Below are 25,081 nucleotides of genomic sequence, written 5' to 3' on the forward strand. Positions count from 1 at the left end.
CTATTCAAAACAATATTTAAAAATTAATTTTATTCTTTTTCAATATCCATTACCGCGGTAGAATTTTGTAATTCTAACAAACCTAATGTTGGTGGGTTTTTACCTGAAACGCTTATATATTCTTGATTTAAATTATTATCACTAACCATGACTGTATTTAACTTTGTTAAGTTAATAAGATCTATAGGCAAATCACCTGTAAACTGATTAGTGGACAATAATAACTCTTCTAAATCTTTTAATTGGGCAATTTCAATAGGAATTTCTCCATTCATTTTGTTATCCATTAAACTCAACTTTTGAAGTTTTGTTAATGCATAAATCTCAGTTGGGATTTGTCCTGTTAAATAGTTACTTCCTAACAACAGTTCTCTTAGATTGGTAAGTTCCATTAAAGAGGCTGGTATCTTACCAGTAAGTTTGTTGCTGTATAATTTTAAAGATTCTAATTTTTTCAATTCTCCCAATTCTGTTGGAATATTACCTTCAAAACCATTCATAAACAATTCAAGCGATGTTAAATCTTTTAAATTTTTTAGAGACGTTGGAATGGTTCCAGTTAATTTATTAAAACCTAGATTTATCTTCCTTAAGTGAATTAAACTTCCTATTTCTGCAGGCAAATTTCCTTGTAAGTTGTTGAATTGAAGATTTAATTCAACTATTTTTTCGTTTTCAATCTTAACACCGTACCAAGAATCTATTGATGCACTTAAATCCCAAGTAGAATTCCATTCGGTTCCGTTGGTCGAGTGGTATAGAGCAATTAATGCGTCTTTTTCAGTTGAGGAAATATTAGCAAATGAGTAAAATGCTGTTAATATAAAGATTAGTGATAACTTTAAGGTCTTCATGATGTGGTTAAATTTGGGATTAACTAGTACGAAGATATATCACAATCAGACTAATTGCTATTTTATTCGATGAAATGCATTATATTTTAACATTTACAAATCGATGAATGACACTTAGGTATCACTTTGACTATTTTTAAAAACTAACATTCAATAATTCTCCGCTTATTTGAAGTAATTGGATTTCTGCCAATTTTGCTAAATATTTAGCTTGATTTCTATTTAATTCAGCATTTAGGAGATTCAATTGCGCTTGCCTAAATTCTATAGAGTTAACTTGTCCTAATTTGAATTTTTCGGAGGTTCTTTCAAAATTATTTTGTGCTGTTAAAATATTTTCTTCTTGTATATTGTAAATGACTAATTTGTTTTGATAATCATCCCAGGCATTATTGAAATCACGTTCTATATTCATAAGGATTTGCTCCTTCTGAATTTGTTGATTTTCTAAATTAATTTTCGCATTCTTTACCCGATTGAAAGTAGCCCCACCGTCAAATAAATTCCATGAAAAATTCAAACCACCTGATAGCCCAGTATTTGTAGACACCGCCACAAAGGATGCTGCATTATTATTATTTTCATTCCAACCATAAGTACCAGTTAATCCGATAGTAGGCAAAAAACCTGATTTACCAAATTTTAGTGCCAAATTACTTATGTCTATGTTTTTTTCGGTTTGCAATAACAGTGAATTTCTTGTTTTAGCACCTTCATAAAGAGCTTCCTTGTTTAACAAACCAGCAAAACTTATTGCGGTATCTACAGAGAAATTATTTCCTAAAGCATTTCCTAGTACCACATTTAAGTCGCGCTTAAAATTTATCAGTTGTTGTTTAGCGTTAATTAAATTAATACTATCATTGTTAATGTCTACTTCAGCATTTAAAATACCCAGCTTTGTGCTTTGTCCATAATCGAACTGATATTTTGCACGTAAAAGGCGATCTTTAGAAATTGTCAAAGTTTCATTTAAGGCGTCTATATTTTCTGTTAATTGTGCAACATTGTAGTACACAGAGAATAGTTGAGATATGGTGTTTTCTATGGTTTCTCTGGCCTGTAACTCTGTTAATTTGTATTGTTCTTTTAGTTGTTTGTAATTATAACTCCTACCAAGACCATCAAATAAGACGTAATTAACATTTATTGAAGCATTATATCTTGAACTTTCCGCTCCATCAAGTACCCGAACATCACCATTAGAAAGTTCTGCTTCAGTATCATCAATGTTATAAGTAGCACCTGCATTGGCTCTAATTGTGGGAAGATAGCCAGAATTTAAAATACTGGCATTGTTCATAGCTAAATCTAAACTATTATTCGCCAATTTTATTCCATAGTTATTCTCTAATGCTAACTTTACAGCGTCATTTGGGGTTACTATTTGTTCTTGACTGTGGTTCTTATAAGCATGAACAAATAGTAAAATAAAAAAAACAACTTTAATATTCATGTTCTTCATTTTGTTCTTTAATAGCCCTTTCTACTTGCTCTTTCGCTACTCTTTTACCAGAAGCTAACCATGCCATACTAACTTTCGCACTATTCGTTGCCGATAATAAAATTGGCAATACTATTAGCGTCAAAATTGTGGCCATTCCAATGCCATAAGCAATAGAAATAGCCATTGGTTGTAAAAATTGGGCCGCTCTGCTCTTTTCTAAAAGTAGAGGTGCAATACCGGCCACTGTTGTTAGAGACGTTAAAAAAATGGCTCTAAATCTATTTTTTCCTGCTTCAAATAAGGCTTTATCGAAAGACATACCCTCTGTTAAAAATGAATTAAATTTACCTATTAAAACTAAACCATCATTTACCATAATACCAATCAACGCTATGATACCTAACATTGAAGAAATATTTATTGGGAAACCATGCAAGTAATGTCCCCATCCAACGGCTATAAAACTTAAAGGAATCATTAAAATTAAAAGAAATGGCTGACTATAACTTCTAAACGTAAAGGCAATAACTACATAAATTAAAAATATTACAACTGGAAGCGTCGTTGCTGCAGATTTTGAAAGTTTATTAGCCTCTCGGTTTTGACCTTCATAAGAAACCGATATTGAAGGGTATTTCGATAAGATATCGGGCATAATATTATTTCTAATATCTTCAATAATTTCAGTAGGACTTCCTTTGGCATCTGCCAAATCAGCATTAACTTGAATTTCTCTTCTACCATCTAAATGTCTTATACTCTCTTCTCCTCTTTTAATTTGATAGGTTGCTATTTCACCAAATGGAACTCTCTCTCCATTAGGAGTCACAATTCTCATATCATCCAAATCGTTAATCGACTCTCTGTTTGTTCTATCATAACGCACCCACACCCTAATTTCATCTTGTCCTCGCTGGAAACGTTGCGCCTGTAAACCAAAAAAGCCGGATCTTACTTGGGCCATAACATCCCTTAAATTTAAGCCTAATGCATAAGCAGATTCTTTCAACTCAATATTTATCTCTTTAATACCCTCCGGATCTGTATCTGTAATATCGGCCAAAAGGGCATTATTCTCCAAAACCTCTCGTAATTCTGCAGTAGCTTCTTTTAATTCCGCTGTATTAAAGCCTAAAAGAGATACTGAAACTGGAGTTCCACCAAAATTTCGGCCCGAACCAAAAGTAAGAAGTTCTACACCATACACCTCACCTACTTCTTTACGTATAGAATTGGTTATTTCTTGAGCTGAAAAGTCTCTTTCTTCTCCTCTTAACAAGTTTACAGATAAACTGGCCTTATTATTTCCTGGTCCTACATTTTTTACAATATTTTCTACTACGGGTTTGTTATCTGTTTGACGCTCAGTAAAAACCGTGTTTATTCGCCATGCAGCGTCTTCAACCATAGAAATAATTGAATCTGTAATTTTAGGATTGGTACCTTCTGGCATTAATAAATTAATGCTCACGCGATCACTATCTAAATTAGGAAAAAAGGCACTTTTTATAACACCTCCTTGATAAGCACCAATGGTTATTATCATAAGTCCTAAAAAAATTGAAAATGTTATAAAACGTTGCCTTAAAGCAAATTTTAAAATGGGACTATACAATTGATCTCTTAAATATTTCATAAAGCGATCACCATATTCATTGAATTTTCGAAGTTTTAAAAATACTTTTTCAATACCACGTTTCTTTTTTTGTTGTTTGGGCGTTATTTTTTCCAATGCCTTAGAATGCGCTATATGTGCAGGTAATATGACCAAAGCTTCAAAAAGCGAAACGACTAAGGTTAATATGACGATTAATGACACTTCACTAAAAGTATCACCTATACGTCCATCTAAAAACAAGAAAGTAGAAAAAGCAAGCACCGTAGTTAAAATAGCTGATATGATGGGTGGTAAAACTTCTATTGTGCCATCAATAGCGGCCTGAATTCTGGGTTTGCCTTTTTCATAATGTTGATAAATATTCTCAGATATTACAATCCCATCATCAACTAAAATACCTACTACAATTATCATCCCAAAAAGAGACACTAAATTTATAGTTATCCCAAAATACGAAGCAAAAATGAACATTCCTAAAAAGGAAACCGGTAGGCCTAATGCCACCCAAAATGCTAATCGAGTATTAAGGAATAAAGACAAGAAAATCAAAACAAGAAAAATTCCCATAGCTCCATTTTCCAATAATAACCATGTTCTATCTCTTAAATTAATTGAACTATCTCTAACTACATCAATTCTTACCCCTGTATTTTTTTCATTAAACTCTTCAATATATTTGTTAACACTAGCTGCGGCACCCAATAAATCTTCATTATTCGTATTAGTAATCTCGATATTTACGGAAGGATTACCATTAAAATAGGAGGCATTAGGAGTTTCGGAAAACCTATCTCTTACCGTGGCGACGTCTTGAAGTCTTACAATAGTTCCATCTTCCTTAGCTCTGACCGTCAGATTATTTAGCTCAATCCCGTAATAGGATCGGTTATTTGCTCTTATTAAATAATCTTCAGCTTCAGTTTTTATATTACCTCCCGAAGAAAGTATATTAGCCTGAGAAACTGCCTCTGCTACCTCTGAAAAAGTTAAATCATATGCTAAAAGGTCATTTTCCCTAACTGCAATTTCAATTTCCTCATCAGGATACCCTGAGACGTTTATCTGAGAAATACCTTCAATATTGCGCAAATCATTTTCAACCTGCCTCCCTATACTTTTTAATGTCTTCAGATCAACATTTTCGCCATTAATTGCAAAATCAATCGTTTGCCGATAATTCTCTTGTTTAGCTACTACCAAAGGTTCCATTCCTGTTGGATAGTTTGGGACTCGATCTACAGCATTTTTTACTTCTGCTAACATAGCATCAATATCTTCTCCTCTTTCGATTTCAATAGCTATACTCCCCCCATTTTCCCTTGCCGTAGAGGTGGTTCTATCTATGCCTTTTAAACCTTTTAAATTATCCTCTATCTTAAGAATAATACCTTCCTCTATTTCCTGAGGCGCAGCACCAGGATATGCAATATTTATACTAATGTTTTTAGCGTCTTGAAGCGGTAAATAAGATGATTTTAATTGAAGTATGCCAAAAACACCAAACAAAACAAAACCAATGAGCACTACATTAACTGCAACACTATATTTAATAAAATATGAAATTATTTTTCTCATATTAATTATTTAATACTCTTGATTCCTGTTTGGTATTGGATAAATTAGCTGGCTTTACAAGCATACCAATAAAAGCTCCTGCTAATGGTCTAGAAAGTATTTTGGTGCCATCTGGAACACCTTTTATAACAACATCATTTGGAAAGAAATAAACGGGATCAATTTTTAAAACATCCAGTAAACTGTCTTTTAAAATAAATATTTCAGAATCATTAACTAGTAATTTTCTCGAGATTTTAATTGCGTTAGGCTCTTCAGAAGCTTGCAATTGTGCTTCAAGGTACATGCCTTCTTTCAAATTATCCGATTTAACCTCAACGTAAACCTTAATCGTTTGAGTGGTTTGGTCAATTTTACTATTTATTCGAACTACTTCGCCAATATAAGACTCTTTACCACCTATAGTACTTAGGTTAACGGATTCGCCTATTTTTAATAAATCGCTGTATGATTTACTAATAGCTAGTTCTACCTCATAAACAGAGGCATCAATAAACTCTCCTAATTTTTGACCAGGTCTTACAAGAGTGCCTTTGGTTACCAAAGCTTCAGTAAGAACCCCATCATAAGGTGCTGTAAGTCTGTATTTAGAGAGTCTTTGCTCTAAGTTTTTAACATTATAATAGGCTGATAATATACCTCGACCAGTAATAAAATAACTAACCTTTTCATCATTTATATCTGGAAGAGCATTTATAGACTTATCCATATCAAAAGCCATCAGATACTTTTCCCAAACTTTATAATGTTCCGGAAAATCTAATCTTAAATCTGGAATGATAGAGGTTATTAAATTATAAAGATTACTTTTAGCAGCCTGCACGGATGCAAAATATTCGCTTGAGTTAATTTTTATTAAAGTTTCACCTTTTTTGAAAGACTGACCTGCTTTAAAATCATGAGAACTCGATTCAAATATTCCTTGAACTTCAGAATACAACTCAAATCTATTTTTTGCAATTAAATTTCCATTTGCTGGAATGATAATTGGAATATTAGTATTCTTTACAGTTTCAACAAAAACAGTTTTAACAACTTTTTCAACTTTAGGCCTTACTTTTTTATTATTTTCAATAATATAATAAGCGCCTAAGAAAGACGCTATTAAAATTAAAATACCAATACCAATTAGTGCTATTTTTCGCATTTTTGAGCTTTTGATGGTCAAGGATGCAAAATTACCTAATTAGTAACCCGTATGAGTTAAAAAAAACTTAAAATTAACTTTCGAGGGTATCTATTTCAAATTGAATAAATTCCCATTTTTCCATACAATTTTGTAAATCACTTTTCAGTTTTTGGTAATTTTCAAAAAAGTTAGCTTTGGAAGTAACTTCTTCATAATTAACTTCCAACTGAACGTCTATAGATTTTATTTGTCGTTCTAACTCACCAATTTTAGATTCAATATTACTTAACTTATTATTTAAGCTTTTTAATTTTTTTTGCTCTTCGTAAGATTGTTGTTTGTTTTCTTTTGGTAGTTCTTTAATAACGGTTCGTTTCTCAACCTCACGTAAACTTTCTACCTTACGCTGATCTAAATAATAGTCTATATCACCTAAATATTCTTTGAGTTTGTGATCTTTAAATTCATAAACCTTATTGGTTAATCCTTGGAGAAAATCACGATCATGCGATACTAGAATTAATGTGCCTCCAAAACGTTTTAGAGCTTCTTTCAAAACATTTTTAGACTTAATATCCAAGTGGTTTGTAGGCTCATCCATAATCAAAACATTAAATGGTTGAAGCATTAATTTTGCTAAAGCTAAACGGTTACGTTCACCACCAGAAAGTACTCTTACATATTTTTCAACCTCATCGCCACGGAATAAAAATGATCCTAAAATATCCCGCACCTTGCTTCTGTTGGTTTCATTTGCAGCATCAATCATGGTATCTAAAACGGTTTTATTGCCATCTAAATACTCCGCTTGGTTTTGGGCAAAATATCCTATTTGAACATTGTGTCCCAGTTTTAAATGCCCATTGTATTTGATATCGCCCACAATTATTTTTGCGAGGGTAGATTTTCCTTGTCCATTTTGACCAACAAAAGCTGTTTTGCTATCACGTTCAATAAGCAAATTTATATGCTTTAACACATGGTTATCGCCGTAATTTTTTGAAATATCTTCAGCTTCAACTACCACCTTTCCGGGAGTAATGGAGACTGGAAAATTAAGAGTCATCACACTATTATCATCCTCATCAACCTCAATTCTATCAATTTTATCAAGCTTTTTGATAAGGGATTGTGCCATAGTTGCTTTGCTTGCTTTGGCACGAAACTTTTCAATGAGTTTTTCGGTTTGTTCGATTTGTTTTTGCTGATTTTTTTGGGATGCTAACTGTTGGGTTCTCAATTCTTCACGCAATACCAAATATTTTGTGTATGGCTTTGGATAATCATAAATCCTTCCCAAAGAAATTTCTATGGTGCGGTTTGTCACATTATCCAAAAACATTTTATCATGCGACACAATAACAACGGCTCCTGTATAATTCTTTAAAAAACCTTCTAACCAAATAATGGACTCTATATCCAAATGGTTTGTGGGTTCATCTAACAACAAAATATCATTGTTTTGAAGCAGCAATTTTGCCAATTCAATCCGCATCCGCCAACCTCCTGAAAATGTATCCGTTAGTTTATCAAAATCTTTTCGTTTAAACCCCAGACCCTGTAGAATTTTTTCTGTATCTCCTTGGTAGTTATAACCGCCAATAATTTCATATTGATGTTGCAGATCATTTATATCGACCATTAATTGATGATAGCCTTCGCTTTCATAATCGGTTCGTTCTGCTAATTGTGTATTAACCGATTCCATTTTGGCCTCTAAATCTTTAATTTCTGTAAAGGCTTCATAAGACTCTTCCAACACGGTTCTACCTAAAACAAAGTCGATATCTTGTTTTAAAAATCCAATTTTTAGTTCTTTATCCGTTGCTATTTGACCTGTATCGGGTTCCATTTCTCTGGATAGAATTTTAAGCATCGTAGATTTGCCAGCTCCATTTTTACCAATTAGACCTACTCTGTCGCCATTTCCAAGTTTAAATGTTATATCTTCAAAGAGATATTCTCCTTGAAATGAAATTGATAAATTATGGATGTTCATCATAAAAATGTAACTTTTATTACAAAAGCATTATTATTAATAATGTACTTTTACGTGTTTATTTGAGCTTGCAAAAATACATAATTATTATGTTTAAAAAAGGAACCAAATTATATAGTATTTTAATAGGAGTTTGCCCAAAGTGTCATCAAGAATCTATGTACACTAATAAAAACCCATATAACCTATCTGAAGCATTAAGTATGCATGAAAAATGCTCAAATTGCGGTATTAAATATAAAATTGAGCCATCCTTCTTTTATGGCTCTATGTATGTTAGTTATGGGTTAGGAATTGCATTTGCAGTTGCAGCTTTTATTATTTCTTACTACTTTTTTAAAGCCAGTATTAATAATATTTTTATTTCTATTATTGCAACGCTGGTTGTGTTTATGCCTATAATTTTGAGGTTATCTAGGAATATTTGGATCAATCTTTTTATACATTATGATAAATCCTTTGGAAAAAAGTGATTCGTTAAAAACGTTTGATATCAATTTCTACATTTAAAGGAATGTTGTTTTCAATAAAACCAAAAAGTTTATTGGCTACATAAGGCCCCATCATAACACCTCTCGTTCCCAAACCATTTAAAACATAAAGGTTTTTGTGTTTTGGATGTTGCCCTACCAAAGGCCTCCTGTCTTTAACCGTTGGCCTAATTCCTGCTACTTGATTTATAACCTTGAATTCGCAATTTATAAGCTTTTTTAGCTTATACAAGAGTTCTTCTTTTCCTTTTTCGGTTACTTTTTGAGTTAGGTCTTTCCATTCATAAGTGGCCCCAACTATATATGAATCCAGGCCTAATGGAATTAAAAAAATACCTGCCTTTAATACAAACTCAATTTTTAATCCTGGAGCTTGTATGGTAAGTAATTCTCCCTTTGCTGGAACTAAAGGCAAATGGTTGAAAAAAGGGTTATGCTTTATACCAAAACCTTCAGCAAACACGATGTTCTTGGCAATTATTTCGTGGTATTTAATATATGTTTCTTCAACAATTAATTCTTCATAATCAAAGCGATTATCGAACAGTAATCCATTGCTTAATAGGTCTTTTTTATAAGCATCAAGCATGGTTTTCACATCTAGCCTTCCTGTTTCTAAAACTTCACCGAAACCAAAAGGCGCATTAACTGATTGATTTTCATTTTTAATAATTTTTGTTGAAAGATATTCAGATAGTAAAGGTTTGTCTGAAGCTGTAAACCAATCGTTTTGTTCTTCTAAAGAAGCAAATTTTCGATATACCGGGATTTTATAATCGAGCTTTACGTTAAGTCTTTTCTCTATACTAGCATAAAGGGGCAATGCCATTTCAAGTTGCTCTTTACATTTCCAAACTGTTGTAAACCGTTTTAAAACTACCGGATTATACAAGCCCCCTGCTACGGTTGAGGATTGTTGTGAAGCGTTATCAAATACCACAAAGGTTTTATGGTGCTTTCTTAACTGCTCACAGAAACTAATGCCTGCAATACCTATCCCTACAATAATATAATCTACTTGCATATTTTGCGAATATATATAGAATAATGGATTCCTGCCTTCGCAGGAATGACAAAAAAAACGCTCACTTTTAGGTGAGCGTTTTTTTTATTATTTGAAATATCAAATTAGTATGTCCACATATCTAATTCAAAATCTCTAATTTTATCTTTGATCCTTTCAGATTCGAGCAACTGCATTAAAGCATTTTGGGACACATACTCATTAACTGCTCGATCACCTTGCACATTTTCTTCTCTGTAAATATAACCCTGAAAGCGTCTAGCGTTTAAAAGGTGATCAAAAGAAAATGGCATAGAACTATTTTCATTGTTGAAAGATTTTGCCTCATGCAGCACCTCTCTTGCATCTGGGAAAAACACCCAAAATAAAGGGACTAAATCTGGTTCTTCTTCATCAATAAAGTTAACGTCAGGTGCCACTGGAGCGATACCTAGCAGTCTGTATTTCATTTCAGCTTGACGCTTATCAAAATACCAAAGTCCTTTTATACGGTACTCTCTAATATCAGCAGCAGTAATATCTCTTCTGTTAATATATTCCGGAGATAGTTCCTCCCCAGCATTTAATTGCTCAATACCTAACTCTGTAGTATCTATCTTCACTAAGGCAGCTTCAATATCTTTTAGTGTACGCTTTGTTGTAAAATAAGAGTCATCATAAATGTTTTCTATTTTACCCTCTTTTACGGCTTTCATCAGCACGTCGTACAACGATCTTCTGTTGCTACCAATATTATTGGTATCTATTGGATAATATAGTGGAAAGTTTGCGCGCTCATCTAACACTATCCGTTCCCAAACCATTTTAGAAAACAAGATATCTCTATCGTCAACATAGCCATATTCCAATGGTTTATCATTGTCAACTGCCCTTTGAGCTGCTGTCCTTACTCCTATTTCTTCAGGGCTTTTAGCATTTAGTATATTGGCTTGCGCGAACATACTGGATGCTGTGAAAACAGTAGCAACGGTTAATAAAAAACTCTTTACATTCATAACTTAATCTTATTTTACATTTTGTACAGTAATAACTAAACGTTAAAACTTGTATTTTAGTTTGTTAACTCAACCAAAACTGGAGATACCTTTTTAAGTATTACGCTAACACCATTAGCTTTCGCTTCGATATCGAATATTTGTACATCAGAACCACGTTTTGCTTTGCTTAACGCTTGTTTAGCTCTACTATCCAATTTGTTTCCGTTTACATCAATTGTTGGTTGACCAGCAACTTTAAATTTAAATCCAGTAACACGTAATGGTAATTCAAAATCGAAATCATCAAATTTTGCACCAATTGTAGAAATCTCAAGGGCGTTACGTTGCATTTTGATTGCTCCATCTTCACCTCTTACAGTTCCTGTTGGTTTTGGTAAATCTTTAATTCTGAATTTCGCATTATCGCTAACTTTTCCACCATCTGGTAACGTACCAGTAACATTAATAGTTACTTCTCTACCTTTGATTAAAGTAGCATCCATAACATAGCTACTGCCTGAACCTCTAGATAATCCTTGTGCACTCGCGGTTACTTTGTTATCTGGGATACCAGCAAATGAAATCGTCATTGGGTTTTTAACACCACGATATACTACGTTCATTTTATCTGCAGAAATAGTTGCAGCATTTGGCTTTGCAACGGTAGCAAATGATGAGTTTACAGGAACTTCAATTTCTTCTCCTCCTTCACCAAATATTAGCTTACCTTCTATCTTGTGCTCTCCTACACCACCAGTTCCAACTTTGAGCTTTACTTTACCATCTTCGATTGAGTATTGACCCTCAGTAAGTTTTCTTCCATCTAAAGTTAATTCAACTCTTTTTGGTTTTGTTGTCGCATCTTTACGTCCTAGTACAATTTGTCCATCAAATTGCTCACCATTAAAGTAAGCCGATTTAGAAGTTTCCATTAAGGTCGTATAGTTGGTCATAGATACTTCACTTGAAAGTGTGCCTTGTAACATGTTTGCTAATACTTCAGACTCAGTCGTTTTAATATCAGCTTGCATTTGCGTCATTTTTGTTAGAGAAGCCACTAAAGGGAATCCTTTGAAATGGTAATCTAACCAGTCTATTTTAATACCGTCTCTGTTAATTTCTTTTTCAGTACTGAATTTTTCTTGAACATCCTTAACGATACTTTCCATACCTTTTTCATCTTTCAACAAATTGACAACGCCGTCTCTAAAAGAATTTATTTGATTTAAAAATTCTTGTCCTTCAGGCTTAATTTTGTCTCCCTTAAAGAAATTTTGATCCAGGTAATCTCCCTTGTCCATGATTTCATAATCGGTAGGGTTGTCAACGGTAGCTGTCATTTTTCCTTTTAGTTCCTCCAAATAAGCATCAAACTTGTGGGCCAAATCATCAATTTGATCTGCTTTGGATTTTAAAGGTGCATACTTTTCTGGTTGATCTGCAGCTTTTTGGTCTAAACTTGCTACAAAATTTTGATTTCTCTGCTCTGTAGCTTGGTTAGATTCTGTAAGCTTTTCGTTCATTAATCCGAAGGCTGAAAGCACTTCTTTTGACATATTTAAAGCTAGCATCGCTATAAATATTAAATACATCAGATTAATCATTTTCTGTCTGGGTGATAGTTTTCCTCCTGCCATGTGTAATTAGGTTTTTGGTTAATTAATAGTAATTTGGGAATTAAAAAACTTCCTAATTAATTTCTGTTCATTGCAGAAAGCATACCACCATATACACCATTTAATGATGATAGGTTAGATGCTAAAGATTGCATTTGCTCTTTAAGTTTGCCAGCATTTTCAATAGATTCTTCATTGATAGTAGCTTGCTTGTTGATGCTTTCTAATTGCACTTTATATAAGCTATTTAACGATTCCATTTGAGCTGCAGCTAATGATAATTCCTCACCATATTTCTTACTTGCTTCAATTGAATCAACTGTTGAAGACATATTTTTGGCAGCACCTTCAAAATTTTTGATACTGTCTCCCAAACTTGCAATTAATTCACCATCAATCTTAGCTTCTTTTAATAATTCGTCTAATTTTTTAGATAGTAAACCTTGAGCATCTTCTTTTCCTTCTTTTTTACTTGATTGTCCACCAGCCAATTCTGGATATACTAATGACCAATCTAATTCATCATCAACAGGTTCGAATGCTGATAGTGCAAAAATAATTGCTTCTGTTACAAGACCAATGGTTAACATAACGTTACCGGTTAGTGGTCCAATTTCAAAGTGAATAATTTTGAATAGAGCTCCAACGATTACAATTGCTGCTCCTAATCCGTAAGCCATATTCATGAACTTTTTACTTGCTTTTGACTTTGCCATAATTTTCGATTTTTAATTTAAGTAGGTATACTTAAGTAGGTTAATTAATAGTTATTATTATTGATTTGATTTAATTCTAAATTTATTTATTGTCCGTTCTTAGTTACTTGAGTCCCCATGTAATCTTGAACAGTTCTGAAGCCTATATAACTTCTTGCTGAATCTGCATATTCATAATCTCTTGAACTTACTTGTAAGAAATACGCAACATCTTTCCATGAACCACCTCTTACAATTTTACGTTGGTTATCATCATCGTTAACACTTGGATTAATTGTTGATGTGAATTCATAAGCTGAAGGATCATAAGAGGCATTTACCCATTCTGATACATTACCAGCCATGTTATATAAGTTATAATCATTAGGTTCATATGATTTGGCTTCAACTGTATACAGTGCTTGGTCTGCGGCATAATCACCTCTTACAGGTTTAAAGTTCGCCATAAAGCAACCCCTATCACTTTTTGTGTATGGTCCGCCCCATGGATACGTTGCAGCTTGCAGGCCACCTCTTGCAGCATATTCCCATTCGGCCTCTGAGGGCAATCTGAAAGTATTTACCATAGCGGCTCCTTTTTTGGATTTTTGATATGAATTTTTGTTAATAGTTCTCCACTCACAAAATGCCTTCGCTTGTTTCCAAGTTACCCCCACAACTGGGTAATCACTATATGCATCATGCCAGAAATAATCGTTATGCATGGGTTCGTTGTAAGAATAGGCGAAATCCCTAATCCATACAGTTGTGTCTGGATATACTTCAATTTCTTCTTTTTTGATGGCGTCTTTACGACTTAAACCTCTATTTCTAGCTGCTTCCTGAATATCCATGTAGCTGTACTGAAATTTGAACTTTTTAACATCCCAAGTACGTTGACCGTTATAGGATTCTTCCAAAGGTAAGTACATAGTATCCATAACTTCGGTATAATATTCATCTGGATATTCAGAGGTATCAAAAACTAAATCAATGTCCTTGTTTAACTTTCTACCTTCATATCCTGTTGGACCTAAACCAGTGTAGTTTTCAAACATATACTTTTCGTAAACAGACATATTAGCTGTATCAGCATCTTTAAATGCGTACTCACCTATACCTCCATCATCTGGAACTTTGCCAACTTCATCGGCTAAAATGGCTAATTTCATTCTGACAATAGAATCTCTTACCCAATTAACGAATTGACGGTATTCACTGTTTGTTATTTCGGTAGCGTCCATATAAAAGGCTCGAACAGTAACTGTTTTGGAAGGTGCATCGTGCACTCCTGCCAAATCATCATCTGCTTTACCCATTATAAATGCACCACCTGGAATAAGTTCCATACCGTATGGCTTTTCTGGGTGCCATTTTTTTCCTTTAACACCAACTAGCTCGCCTCTATCTTTAGAGCCGCAACTAGACATAATTGCTAATACTGTGGTTAATAAAATAAACTTCTTCATATCCATAGAAAACTCGAGGTTAATTATTTAAGCTTCAATTTGAGAGCGTAAACATATTTATATATTTTTTAAAAAACAACTTTTTATCTAAAAAATTTACATTTCATCGTAAAAAAAATACATTTTACCGATGAAATCAACTATTTGACCATACTTTGTCTATAACACACAATTCTTTTGAAATGCTTTATACCAACGGTCTGGCACCTTATTATTACAGGCATCCAGGTAATCTTGATGCATGCAAGGTAATAACGTGTGTCTTTTTAATTTATTATTAACTTCTGATAAAAAAGGTATTTCAATCCACCATCTACCAGTTTTATTACTTTTATAAAAGACCAATTCCTCTGATTCCACCAATGTTATAAACTTTTGATAATTCTTGTCATCTGAAAAATCATCATCTTTTACTCTAAAATTAACCCCTTCAATAAAATACCAAATCATTTGAGAAATTAACATAGCTGTCAATTCATCATCCTTAGATGGCTTGTATTCATAAATTCCAAATGAAGTTACCTTATTACTTATTCCCGCATAACGTGATATAGCACAAATTTCTTTTCCATCTAAACCGTTAGGAGAATATTTTTGTTTTAAACTAACCTCAGCACCTTTTACCGATGTTAAATCTACAGTTACAATATTGGCATCTCGCATTACAGGCTCTACTATGGTAATATCTTTTGAAACTTGCCCTAACCTGTAGGATTCAAAATATAAACTATCCATTAAATCTATTTCTTCTTGGGAATTGAAATATGTTTGATAACCAATAGTTGCATAATTAAAAAGGTTATAGGGCTGGTCTAAAATTATTTTGCCAACAAAACTATTGTTTTTGATAGGTTTTGTTGAATCTCCTAAATTAAATTTAGCATCTACATTAACTATATTAACCATGGGTATTAATCCATCATAAGCCCTGTAATTTGCATAAGTAAGATCTTGGGAACCACCCAAAATAATAGGAATTATATTTTTTTTCACCAAAATATTTATGGCTTCCTTTAGAGCAAAATAGGTATCTTCAACACTTTCTCCTTTATTGATATCGCCCAAATCTGCAATGGTTACATTCCAACTTCCAGGAAAAAGGCCGTAAAAAGCTTTTCTTATTTCATCTAAATCAAAACTTTCACCTATATAATTTACATCATTTCGGTTCTCAAGAACTCCAATAATAGCTATTTTAACACCATCCAAATCGGGTATTCCATACTGTGAAGAATGAATTTTAAGTTTTCTTCCCAAAGTTTGTGTTGAAAGCAGCTCATTATGAGCCAAGACCAAATCTGAAACTGGAGTTAAAAAATTAAAGTTCATCAATAATAAAGTAAGTGTCTGTATTAAAAAATTGATAACACACAAATATCAATAGAATAAATGAGTTTTTTACAAGCTTTATGTTAAAAATAATCGTTGAAATACAAATATTCATTAAATTAATATTTGAATAATTGCGAATTTTGAATATCAACGATAAAATAGGAAATTATTTCTTTTTGGTTGTTTTCTTTTTCGGAGATACTTTTTTCTTGGTCGCTTTGGCTTCGATTAAAGCTTTTACATTTTCCAAGGTCATTTTTGAGACATCAACGGTTTTTGCTAATTCTATTTTAGTTTTTCCTTTTATAATATTGTGCCTTCCCCAACGTGCCTTTTCAATACGAATCCCTTCATCTTTCCAATTATGGACAACTTTATCTTTTTCCTTTTGAAGTTTATCTTCTATCAATTCAACGATATCATCATCAGACAAATTATCCCAATCATACTTTTTACTAACGTTGATGAACATGTTATTCCATTTGATAAATGGTCCAAAGCGTCCTTTTCCTTTTTGTACAGGTAAATTTTGATACATATATATAGGAGCATCTGCTTTTTGCTTTTCCTTGATTAAAACAACGGCGTCCTCGAGTTCTACACTCATAGGGTCCACACCTTTTGGTAAGGATACAAAAGAATCACCAAATTTCACATAAGGACCAAAACGCCCATTATTCACCTCAACTTGTTCTCCTTTATATTCACCTAAAGCTTTTGGAAGTTTAAATAAATCCATTGCCTCTTCATAGGTTATGGTGTTTAATTGTTGATCGGGACTTAAACTTGCAAATTGTGGTTTTTCTTCATCATCAACCGTTCCTATTTGTACCATGGGTCCAAATTTCCCTAAACGCACACTCACTTGTTTTCCGGTTTTCGGATCGGTTCCTAAGACACGTTCGCCAGATTCCCTATCAGCATTTTCCTTAACGTCTTCAACTGTTGGATGAAAATCTTTATAGAAAGATTTCATCATTTTGGTCCAATCTTCATTCCCGTCAGCTATTTCATCGAAATCGGCTTCTACTTTAGCAGTAAAGTTATAATCCAATATTTGTTCAAAATGATTCACTAAAAAATCGGTAACAATCATACCCACATCTGTTGGTATTAATTTTCCTTTATCCGAACCTGTTTTCTCGGTTAACTTTTTACTTTTAATCTCACTTCTTTGTAAGATTAATTGTTTATAATCACGTTCCTCACCTTCATTAGAGCCTTTTTCAACGTAATTTCTATTTTGAATGGTTGAAATGGTTGGCGCATAAGTTGACGGACGTCCAATACCCAATTCCTCCAGTTTTTTTACCAACGAAGCTTCGGTATATCTTGATGGTGGTCGTGTATAACGCTCTGTAGCAGTAATGTATTTATTTTGAAGTTTTTCGCCAATTTTTAAATCTGGAAGAATTCCTTCTTGCTCTACATCTTCATCATCAGTTCCTTCTAAATACACCTTTAAAAATCCATCAAAAGTGATGATTTCTCCATTGGCAACAAACTCTTCTTCAACTTTACTAGAAGCAATTACTTGAATTTTTAAACTGGTACGTTCCAACTCAGCATCACTCATTTGGGAGGCAATAGCACGTTTCCAAATCAAATCGTACAATCTAGCTTGATCTCTATCAATATCAACCGAATGCAATGAAAAATCTGTTGGACGGATGGCCTCATGAGCTTCTTGAGCTCCCTTACTTTTACCTTTATAATTTTGGGGTTTACTATATTTTGTGCCGAATGCAGACATAATCTCTGATTTCGCACCATTTCTTGCCTCTTCGGATAGATTAACACTATCGGTTCTCATATAGGTAATTAGTCCCGATTCATACAAGCGTTGGGCATTACTCATAGTCCTACTCACCGAAAACCCAAGTTTTCGGGATGCTTCCTGTTGTAACGTTGATGTTGTAAAAGGCGCTGCGGATGATTTTTTTGCAGGCTTTTTCTCTAAAGTTGATACTTGATATCCAGCACCTATATTTTTATTAAGAAACTCTAAAGCCTCTTTTTCGGAATTAAAATTCTTCGGAAGTTTTGCTTTGAAGGTTTGCCTATTTTCGTTTGAAAATTCCGCATCTATTCTGAAAGACACTACAGGTGTGAATTCTTGTATTTCACGTTCTTTTTCAACAATTAAACGCACAGAAACCGATTGAACCCGACCAGCGGATAAACCACCTTTTACTTTTCGCCATAAAACCGGAGACAGTTCGTACCCCACAATTCTATCTAATACCCGACGTGCTTGTTGCGCATCCACCAAATCGTAATCGATACCTCTCGGGTTTTCAATGGCCTTTTGAATAGCCGATTTGGTGATTTCATGAAAAACAATACGCTTAGTTTTATTTTTATCCAATTTTAAAGTTTCTGCTAAATGCCAAGCAATAGCCTCTCCTTCTCGATCTTCATCACTCGCCAACCAAACCATGTCGGCATTTTTAGCTAATTCTTTTAGTTTTTTTACAACCTCCTTTTTGTCTTTTGAGACTTCATATTTTGGTTTAAAATCGCCATCAACATCAACCCCTAATTCCTTGGAAGGCAAATCGGAAATATGCCCGAAACTAGATTCTACTTTAAAATCTTTTCCTAGAAATTTTTCAATGGTTTTTGCTTTTGCTGGCGACTCTACTATTACTAAATTCTTAGCCATACTACATTTTTTGAAGGTACAAATGTATATGAAAAAAAGTTTAACTTCCTAATTTTATAAACTATCTCTTTTTTTTTCAAATGAAAAAAGCCTGCATTTTCTATTTGAAACACAGGCTTTTTAATATATAAAATTTAACAATTATTCTGGTGTTGCTCCTATTTCATCAATGGCCGTGGGTTCGTCAAAACCTATTACATTTTTATAAATTAAATAAGTAGGATGATAAACGAAAGCAGCTGTAAATAAAACCCCTACAAAACACAAAATAAAACCTATAATTTGCGCCAATAAAGATGATACTATAATCAATCCAAAGGAAATAAGCCATTTTTTATTACCAAGTTTAAAACTTGCCTTTACCATATCTCCCACACTTAATTCTGGGTTAAATGCAAAAAATAAACTAAAATAAGATAATGGTACAATCGCATAAATTAAAGGAATGTAACATAGAAGTGCTGCAGGAATGGCAATTAAAATTGAGATTAACATCAACATGAATGCTTTACTCAAGTATTTTCCTTTAACAAAGTAAAAGAAATCTGAAGTTGTTACCTGCTCGTTGTAATCTAATCTTTTCATAATTCTGTAAAAACCTGCATTCAATGCTACTGAAATAGCGCCCAAAACAAAGATGCCCACGACGATAAACAAAATGTATAATAAAGACATACTAGCAAAAAAGGCATTGAATGCATCCGAGTCATTGTAACCACTTTCTTCTTGTGCGATTATCAATCCTATAAATGGAATATAAAACATAATAATTAATGGCAACATTACAATAAAAGTGAACAATTGTAATAAAAACCCTTGAAGCCATGTTTTTTTGAACAACTCGATGGATTCACTAAAAATAGTTCCGAAATCCAGTTCTTTTGCGCGTTCTATTTTTTCTTGTAAAGTATTCATTACATTCATTTTTAGACTGATTATTGTTTCTAGTTCATAAATGTAATAGATTTTTTTAAAACCGTTAAAAATTATCGCAAATAAAAAAGCCTACGGTAGTGCATAGTTTAGTTTTAGTAGGCAAAAAAAATTTAAGTAATCAACGCTATCTATTTTAAGATTTTTAATATTAAATTTAAACTGCCACTTTGTCATAAAACATAAATTAATCATATCTTTGCATACTTATTGAAATATATGAGTTTCTTGTATACTATGGAAAAAATAATAGACGAAAACAAACAAGGAGAATCTTTAGTATTGCACCAAAAACCTGGCAATAATCGTAAACTTTTTATTGAAAGTTATGGTTGCGCCATGAATTTTAGCGACAGCGAAATTGTTGCTTCCATTCTATCTGAACAAGGCTTTAATACTACCCAAAAACTTGAAGAAGCCGATTTGGTTTTGGTAAATACTTGCTCCATTCGCGATAAAGCTGAACAAACCGTTCGTAAACGTTTGGAAAAATACAACGCAGTGAAGCGAGACTATAACCCGAAAATGAAAGTGGGAGTATTAGGTTGTATGGCAGAACGTTTAAAAACGAAGTTTCTCGAGGAAGAAAAAATTGTGGATTTGGTTGTTGGACCAGATGCTTACAAAGATTTACCAAACCTCTTAGCCGAGGTTGATGAAGGTCGTGATGCCATAAACGTTATACTTTCAAAAGATGAAACCTATGGAGATATTTCGCCTGTACGTTTAAACACTAATGGCGTTACTGCTTTTGTATCTATAACTCGTGGTTGTGATAACATGTGTACTTTTTGTGTGGTACCTTTCACTCGCGGAAGAGAACGTAGCAGAGATCCGCAAAGCATCATAGAGGAAATTAATGATTTATGGAACAAAGGATTCAAAGAGATTACGCTTCTTGGGCAAAATGTAGACAGCTATCTTTGGTATGGTGGCGGACTTAAAAAAGATTTTGTAAAAGCTAGAGATATGCAGAAAGCTACCTCTGTTAATTTTGCAAAACTATTGGAATTATGTGCTAATGCACAACCTAAAATGCGGATTCGTTTTTCAACCTCCAATCCACAAGATTTAACCTTAGATGTTGTAAAAACCATGGCGAAACACCATAATATTTGCAATCATATACACTTACCTGTACAAAGTGGAAGCAATCGGATTTTGAAAGAAATGAATCGTTTACATACTCGTGAAGAGTACATGACTTTAATCGATAATATTAGAAAAATTATTCCAGATTGCGCTATAAGCCAAGATATGATTGTTGGTTTTCCAACAGAATCCGAAAAAGATTTTCAAGACACGGTATCACTAATGGAATACGTAAAATATGATTTTGGCTATATGTTCACTTATTCAGAACGCCCTGGAACACTGGCAGAACGTAAAATGGATGACGACGTCCCAGAAGAAACCAAAAAACGTAGATTAGCTGAAATTGTTGAATTACAACAAAAACATAGTGGATACAGAACCAGACAAAACTTGAACCAGGTAGTTGAAGTCCTTATTGAAAAAGAATCTAAAAAATCAAACTTACAATGGTCTGGGCGCACATCACAAAATTTGGTAACTGTTTTTCCTAAAGAACACTATAAAATTGGTGATTTGGTGATGGTGAAAGTTACCGATTGCACCTCCGCAACATTAATTGGTGAAGTGACTGGCTATTCGGAAAATAATTAAACCATGGAATCAGTACAAGCAATAAAACAACGTTTTGGAATTATTGGTAACTCGCCAGCCCTAAACCGTGCCATTGAAAAAGCGATTCAAGTAGCACCTACTGATATTTCAGTGTTGGTAACTGGTGAAAGCGGTGTTGGTAAAGAAAGTATTCCTAAAATTATACATCAATTATCGCATAGAAAACACAATAAATACATTGCCGTAAACTGTGGCGCCATTCCAGAAGGCACTATAGATAGTGAGCTTTTTGGTCATGAAAAAGGCTCGTTTACGGGTGCCACTCAAACACGTGAAGGCTATTTTGAAGTAGCCGATGGTGGCACAATTTTTTTGGATGAAGTAGGAGAACTACCACTAACTACACAAGTACGATTGTTACGTGTGTTAGAAAATGGTGAGTTTTTAAAAGTAGGTTCAAGCAAGGTCCAAAAAACTAATGTGCGTATTGTGGCAGCCACAAATGTAAATATGTTTGAGGCTATACAAAAAGAGAAATTTCGAGAAGATTTATTTTACCGTTTAAGTACCGTTGATATTCACTTACCACCACTTCGCGAACGTCAAGAAGACATTCACTTATTATTCAGGAAATTTGCTAGCGATTTTGCTTTAAAATATAAAATGCCGACGGTTAAATTAACCGATAACGCCATACAACTGCTTATAAAGTACAGATGGAGCGGAAACATTCGTCAGTTACGAAACATCGCCGAACAACTTTCAGTTTTAGAGCAGAACAGAACCATTTCTGCTGAAACTTTAAGAAGCTATCTACCTTCAACGGGCACTAATTTGCCAGCGGTAATTAAAACATCAAAATCTGAAAGTGACTTTAGCAGTGAGCGTGAAATTCTTTATAAAGTCCTTTTCGACATGAAAAGCGACCTCAACGATTTGAAAAAATTGACCATGGAACTTATGAAACATGGAAATGTTAAGGACGTTGAAAAAAACAATGAAAGTTTAATTCAAAAGATATATGGGAATGCGAATGATGAAGATACAGATTATGAAGACACTACCGATACCCCAGAAGTAATTTCAATACCAGAACACAATCAAAAAGTGGAAGATGTTGAAACAAATCTGGATAAATATCATTTTGCTGAGGAAATTGAAGAAGAAGAAACGCTTTCTTTACAGGACAAAGAATTGGAATTAATTAAAAAATCGCTTGAACGCCATCATGGAAAACGTAAATTAGCGGCTGCAGAATTAGGCATAAGTGAGCGTACCTTGTATAGAAAAATAAAACAATACGATTTATAGTTCAATCGTTTAATAAACATGAAAAAATACTTTATATACTTTTCCTTTTTCGCTTTAAGCATTTTGTTATTTGGTTGCGGTATTTATTCATTTACAGGCGCATCTATACCAGCAGGCACTCAAACCTACCAAGTTAACCGTTTTGAAAATACAGCACTCTTAATTGAACCAGGATTCGAGCGAGATTTTAAAATAGCCTTGGAAGATTTAATACAAAATCAAACCAACCTTGTCCTAGTGCCTTCTAGTGGCGATTTGGTTTATGAAGGAGAAATAACCGATTATAGGATTTCACCAACCACAGCAACATCACAAAATACAGCAGCACAAAATAGATTGACCGTTTCTGTGAAGTTGCGTTTTTTTAATAGAAAAAATGAAGAGGATGATTTAGAACAAACATTTTCCTTTTTTTATGATTATCCGGGAAGTGACCAACTTGTTGGTGCCCAAAAGGCCACTGCCCACGAGGAAATTTTTGAACGTATCACACAAGATATTTTCAATGCTACTTTAGCTAAATGGTAATGAATAAAACAGATTTTACAAATATCATCCAACATCCACAAGCTATCACGCCCGAGCAAACCGAAGCTGTAAAATCTATCATCGAAGAATTTCCATACTTTCATTCGGCTAGAGCCGTTTACTTAAAAGGCTTAAAAGACCAAAGTAGCTTTAAATACAACCAAGAATTAAAAACGACTGCAGCTTATACTACAGATAGGAGTATTTTGTTTGATTATATTACATCTGAGGCTTTCTTACAGAATGAAATATCACAATTTATAAAACAAAATATAGCCCATTTGAAAGATATTGATGTTGATGTTGAAGATATTTCTGTTAGAAAAAGTGTAAAAATAGATGACGCTTTAAAGCAACAAATTAAAGACACTGATGGTGTTTTGGATCCTGCTCTTTTTCAACCCAAAGAAGCACGCCCCAGTAAAGCGTTTATTTTAGATGAATCTGAAACTATTGAAGATATCACTACTAAAACCAAAACGCCAGAACCTACTGCAGAGGAGATTTTAAGTTTAGGCAAACCGCTTCAATTTGATAAAAAAGAAACGCATTCTTTCAATGAATGGTTAAAGCTTACGCGTTTCAAACCCATCCAAAGGGCATCAAAAAGTGATGAGGAAATTAAGGCAACAGAATCATTAGACAAAGAAAAGAAGTTTGAGTTAATTGATAAATTCATTAGTGAAAACCCAAAAATAAGTCCTACCAAACCAGTATCGCTGAAAGGGAATTTGGCCAAAGCACAAATGATACAACCTGAGGCTCTAATGACAGAGACCTTGGCGCGCATTTACGTCGAACAAAAAAACTACAAAAAAGCCATTCAATCTTATAAGATTTTAAGTTTGAAATATCCAGAAAAAAGTAGTTTCTTTGCAAACCAAATTAAAGCAGTAGAACAATTACAAGAACAAAATAATAAAGAATAATGAGTACGTTTACAATATTTTTAGCCCTAATAGTGGTAGTGGCATTTTTACTGGTAGTAGTAATAATGGTTCAAAACCCTAAAGGCGGAGGTTTATCATCATCATTTGGTGGTGGTGGTACCCAACAATTAGGTGGTGTTAAAAAAACAACCGATTTTTTAGACAAAAGCACGTGGACTTTGGCCACTTTACTTTTAGTATTAATTTTACTATCCAATGTAGCCATTAACAGAGGTTCAGAAACTGTAGATTCAAAAGCATTAGATCCTGATGCAACAACAGCGCAACCTTTGCCTGTAGTTCCGTCTGCTACGTCCAATGACACTGCTACTCCAGCAGATTCAACAGGAAATTAATCAGAAAGATATTAATACAAAAATGCCAACTTTTCCAGTTGGCATTTTTTGTTTCTGAAAGTTTGTCAGTCCCTAAGTATTGGCACATTTTTAGCTAAATCAATAATCATTAATACTAATTTTTAAATTAAAAATATACACAAATGAGCTTAAACATTAAACCATTAGCAGACCGTGTTCTAATCGAACCAGCTGCCGCTGAAACTAAAACAGCATCAGGAATTATTATTCCAGATAACGCTAAAGAAAAACCACAAAAAGGTACCGTTGTAGCTGCCGGACCTGGCACCAAAGACGAGCCTATAACCGTAAAAGTTGGCGACACTGTTTTATATGGTAAATATGCAGGAACAGAGCTTAAACTTGACGGTAAAGATTATTTGATGATGCGCGAAAGCGACATATTAGCAATTGTTTAAATTACTTATAGAGTTAAAATTAATAATTAAATATTGCATATAGCAAAGTGCTAAAGGCAAAATAAAA

General features: G+C 33.5%; 20 protein-coding genes. 7 read left to right on the plus strand and 13 right to left on the minus strand.

Features of this window, described 5'->3' with window-relative positions; translation table 11 throughout:
• Positions 1–29: 29 nt before the first annotated feature.
• The 5 genes from ABD963_RS11205 to ABD963_RS11225 form a co-directional block, all read right to left on the minus strand.
• Positions 30–854, minus strand: coding sequence for a leucine-rich repeat domain-containing protein (locus ABD963_RS11205; protein ID WP_345277056.1), 825 nt, complete (start codon positions 852–854; stop codon positions 30–32).
• Between the two features lie 136 nt (positions 855–990).
• Positions 991–2,310 (minus strand): TolC family protein, encoded by a 1,320-nt coding sequence (locus ABD963_RS11210; RefSeq protein WP_345277057.1) that lies wholly within the window; start codon positions 2,308–2,310, stop codon positions 991–993.
• Positions 2,300–5,494 (minus strand): efflux RND transporter permease subunit, encoded by a 3,195-nt coding sequence (locus ABD963_RS11215; RefSeq protein WP_345277058.1) that lies wholly within the window; start codon positions 5,492–5,494, stop codon positions 2,300–2,302. Before ABD963_RS11215 ends, ABD963_RS11210 begins: the two co-directional genes overlap by 11 nt.
• Position 5,495: 1 nt before the next feature.
• Positions 5,496–6,641 (minus strand): efflux RND transporter periplasmic adaptor subunit, encoded by a 1,146-nt coding sequence (locus tag ABD963_RS11220; protein ID WP_345277059.1) that lies wholly within the window; start codon positions 6,639–6,641, stop codon positions 5,496–5,498.
• A gap of 73 nt (positions 6,642–6,714) precedes the next feature.
• Positions 6,715–8,625, minus strand: a complete 1,911-nt coding sequence (locus tag ABD963_RS11225; protein WP_345277060.1) for an ABC-F family ATP-binding cassette domain-containing protein — start codon at positions 8,623–8,625, stop codon at positions 6,715–6,717.
• 86 nt (positions 8,626–8,711) lie between these two features.
• Between ABD963_RS11225 and ABD963_RS11230 the strand changes: the two genes are divergently transcribed.
• Positions 8,712–9,095 carry a DUF983 domain-containing protein gene (locus ABD963_RS11230; protein WP_345277061.1) on the plus strand — a complete coding sequence of 128 codons (384 nt, stop codon included), beginning with the start codon at positions 8,712–8,714 and terminating at the stop codon, positions 9,093–9,095.
• Between the two features lie 4 nt (positions 9,096–9,099).
• On the opposite strand, the gene ABD963_RS11235 is transcribed toward ABD963_RS11230, so the two are convergent.
• The 8 genes from ABD963_RS11235 to ABD963_RS11270 all read right to left on the minus strand — a co-directional run bounded on the left by ABD963_RS11235 (position 9,100) and on the right by ABD963_RS11270 (position 19,806).
• The gene (locus ABD963_RS11235; RefSeq protein ID WP_345277062.1) at positions 9,100–10,137 is read right to left on the minus strand and encodes an NAD(P)/FAD-dependent oxidoreductase; all 1,038 of its coding nucleotides are present in this window, start codon (positions 10,135–10,137) and stop codon (positions 9,100–9,102) included.
• A 104-nt stretch (positions 10,138–10,241) separates the two neighbouring features.
• Positions 10,242–11,132, minus strand: a complete 891-nt coding sequence (gene porN, locus ABD963_RS11240; protein WP_345277063.1) for a type IX secretion system ring subunit PorN/GldN — start codon at positions 11,130–11,132, stop codon at positions 10,242–10,244.
• A 56-nt stretch (positions 11,133–11,188) separates the two neighbouring features.
• The gene (porM, locus tag ABD963_RS11245) at positions 11,189–12,751 is read right to left on the minus strand and encodes a type IX secretion system motor protein PorM/GldM (protein ID WP_345277064.1); all 1,563 of its coding nucleotides are present in this window, start codon (positions 12,749–12,751) and stop codon (positions 11,189–11,191) included.
• Between the two features lie 56 nt (positions 12,752–12,807).
• Positions 12,808–13,446, minus strand: a complete 639-nt coding sequence (gene porL / locus ABD963_RS11250; RefSeq protein WP_345277065.1) for a type IX secretion system motor protein PorL/GldL — start codon at positions 13,444–13,446, stop codon at positions 12,808–12,810.
• 86 nt (positions 13,447–13,532) lie between these two features.
• A complete protein-coding gene (gene porK / locus ABD963_RS11255; RefSeq protein WP_345277066.1) occupies positions 13,533–14,894 on the minus strand; it encodes a T9SS ring complex lipoprotein PorK/GldK in 1,362 nt (453 codons plus the stop codon).
• Positions 14,895–15,053: 159 nt separating this feature from the next.
• On the minus strand, positions 15,054–16,223 hold the full coding sequence (locus ABD963_RS11260; protein WP_345277067.1) for a formimidoylglutamase: 1,170 nt from the start codon (positions 16,221–16,223) through the stop codon (positions 15,054–15,056).
• Positions 16,224–16,392: 169 nt separating this feature from the next.
• On the minus strand, positions 16,393–18,891 hold the full coding sequence (gene topA, locus ABD963_RS11265) for a type I DNA topoisomerase (protein ID WP_345277068.1): 2,499 nt from the start codon (positions 18,889–18,891) through the stop codon (positions 16,393–16,395).
• 141 nt (positions 18,892–19,032) lie between these two features.
• Positions 19,033–19,806: a hypothetical protein gene (locus ABD963_RS11270; protein ID WP_345277069.1), complete on the minus strand. Its 774-nt coding sequence runs from the start codon at positions 19,804–19,806 to the stop codon at positions 19,033–19,035.
• Positions 19,807–20,061: 255 nt separating this feature from the next.
• Between ABD963_RS11270 and miaB the strand changes: the two genes are divergently transcribed.
• The 6 genes from miaB (at position 20,062) to ABD963_RS11300 (ending at position 25,014) form a co-directional block, all read left to right on the plus strand.
• Complete coding sequence (gene miaB / locus ABD963_RS11275) at positions 20,062–21,510, plus strand: tRNA (N6-isopentenyl adenosine(37)-C2)-methylthiotransferase MiaB (RefSeq protein WP_345277070.1); 1,449 nt, start codon at positions 20,062–20,064, stop codon at positions 21,508–21,510.
• 3 nt (positions 21,511–21,513) lie between these two features.
• The gene (locus ABD963_RS11280) at positions 21,514–22,782 is read left to right on the plus strand and encodes a sigma-54 interaction domain-containing protein (protein ID WP_345277071.1); all 1,269 of its coding nucleotides are present in this window, start codon (positions 21,514–21,516) and stop codon (positions 22,780–22,782) included.
• Between the two features lie 18 nt (positions 22,783–22,800).
• Positions 22,801–23,310, plus strand: coding sequence for an LPS assembly lipoprotein LptE (gene lptE / locus ABD963_RS11285; RefSeq protein WP_345277072.1), 510 nt, complete (start codon positions 22,801–22,803; stop codon positions 23,308–23,310).
• Complete coding sequence (locus tag ABD963_RS11290; RefSeq protein WP_345277073.1) at positions 23,310–24,239, plus strand: hypothetical protein; 930 nt, start codon at positions 23,310–23,312, stop codon at positions 24,237–24,239. The genes lptE and ABD963_RS11290 overlap by 1 nt, the downstream gene beginning before the upstream one ends.
• Positions 24,239–24,595, plus strand: coding sequence for a preprotein translocase subunit SecG (gene secG / locus ABD963_RS11295; RefSeq protein WP_345277074.1), 357 nt, complete (start codon positions 24,239–24,241; stop codon positions 24,593–24,595). The genes ABD963_RS11290 and secG overlap by 1 nt, the downstream gene beginning before the upstream one ends.
• Positions 24,596–24,738: 143 nt before the next feature.
• Positions 24,739–25,014, plus strand: coding sequence for a co-chaperone GroES (locus tag ABD963_RS11300; protein WP_345277075.1), 276 nt, complete (start codon positions 24,739–24,741; stop codon positions 25,012–25,014).
• The last annotated feature ends 67 nt before the right edge of the window (positions 25,015–25,081 follow it).

Source organism: Litoribaculum gwangyangense, from assembly GCF_039543505.1.
GTDB classification, from domain to species: domain Bacteria; phylum Bacteroidota; class Bacteroidia; order Flavobacteriales; family Flavobacteriaceae; genus Litoribaculum; species Litoribaculum gwangyangense.

What these genes read in the sequence shown, in the direction of transcription:
- ABD963_RS11280 (WP_345277071.1), top strand. Translation starts at nt 21,514, where the DNA reads ATGGAATCAGTACAAGCAATAAAACAACGTTTTGGAATTATTGGTAAC.
- topA (WP_345277068.1), bottom strand. Translation starts at nt 18,891, where the DNA reads ATGGCTAAGAATTTAGTAATAGTAGAGTCGCCAGCAAAAGCAAAAACC.
- secG (WP_345277074.1), top strand. Translation starts at nt 24,239, where the DNA reads ATGAGTACGTTTACAATATTTTTAGCCCTAATAGTGGTAGTGGCATTT.
- ABD963_RS11215 (WP_345277058.1), bottom strand. Translation starts at nt 5,494, where the DNA reads ATGAGAAAAATAATTTCATATTTTATTAAATATAGTGTTGCAGTTAAT.
- porN (WP_345277063.1), bottom strand. Translation starts at nt 11,132, where the DNA reads ATGAATGTAAAGAGTTTTTTATTAACCGTTGCTACTGTTTTCACAGCA.
- ABD963_RS11300 (WP_345277075.1), top strand. Translation starts at nt 24,739, where the DNA reads ATGAGCTTAAACATTAAACCATTAGCAGACCGTGTTCTAATCGAACCA.
- ABD963_RS11270 (WP_345277069.1), bottom strand. Translation starts at nt 19,806, where the DNA reads ATGAATACTTTACAAGAAAAAATAGAACGCGCAAAAGAACTGGATTTC.
- ABD963_RS11290 (WP_345277073.1), top strand. Translation starts at nt 23,310, where the DNA reads ATGAATAAAACAGATTTTACAAATATCATCCAACATCCACAAGCTATC.
- porK (WP_345277066.1), bottom strand. Translation starts at nt 14,894, where the DNA reads ATGAAGAAGTTTATTTTATTAACCACAGTATTAGCAATTATGTCTAGT.
- ABD963_RS11210 (WP_345277057.1), bottom strand. Translation starts at nt 2,310, where the DNA reads ATGAATATTAAAGTTGTTTTTTTTATTTTACTATTTGTTCATGCTTAT.
- porM (WP_345277064.1), bottom strand. Translation starts at nt 12,751, where the DNA reads ATGGCAGGAGGAAAACTATCACCCAGACAGAAAATGATTAATCTGATG.
- ABD963_RS11235 (WP_345277062.1), bottom strand. Translation starts at nt 10,137, where the DNA reads ATGCAAGTAGATTATATTATTGTAGGGATAGGTATTGCAGGCATTAGT.
- ABD963_RS11205 (WP_345277056.1), bottom strand. Translation starts at nt 854, where the DNA reads ATGAAGACCTTAAAGTTATCACTAATCTTTATATTAACAGCATTTTAC.
- ABD963_RS11230 (WP_345277061.1), top strand. Translation starts at nt 8,712, where the DNA reads ATGTTTAAAAAAGGAACCAAATTATATAGTATTTTAATAGGAGTTTGC.
- porL (WP_345277065.1), bottom strand. Translation starts at nt 13,446, where the DNA reads ATGGCAAAGTCAAAAGCAAGTAAAAAGTTCATGAATATGGCTTACGGA.
- miaB (WP_345277070.1), top strand. Translation starts at nt 20,062, where the DNA reads ATGGAAAAAATAATAGACGAAAACAAACAAGGAGAATCTTTAGTATTG.
- ABD963_RS11260 (WP_345277067.1), bottom strand. Translation starts at nt 16,223, where the DNA reads ATGAACTTTAATTTTTTAACTCCAGTTTCAGATTTGGTCTTGGCTCAT.
- ABD963_RS11225 (WP_345277060.1), bottom strand. Translation starts at nt 8,625, where the DNA reads ATGATGAACATCCATAATTTATCAATTTCATTTCAAGGAGAATATCTC.
- ABD963_RS11220 (WP_345277059.1), bottom strand. Translation starts at nt 6,641, where the DNA reads ATGCGAAAAATAGCACTAATTGGTATTGGTATTTTAATTTTAATAGCG.
- lptE (WP_345277072.1), top strand. Translation starts at nt 22,801, where the DNA reads ATGAAAAAATACTTTATATACTTTTCCTTTTTCGCTTTAAGCATTTTG.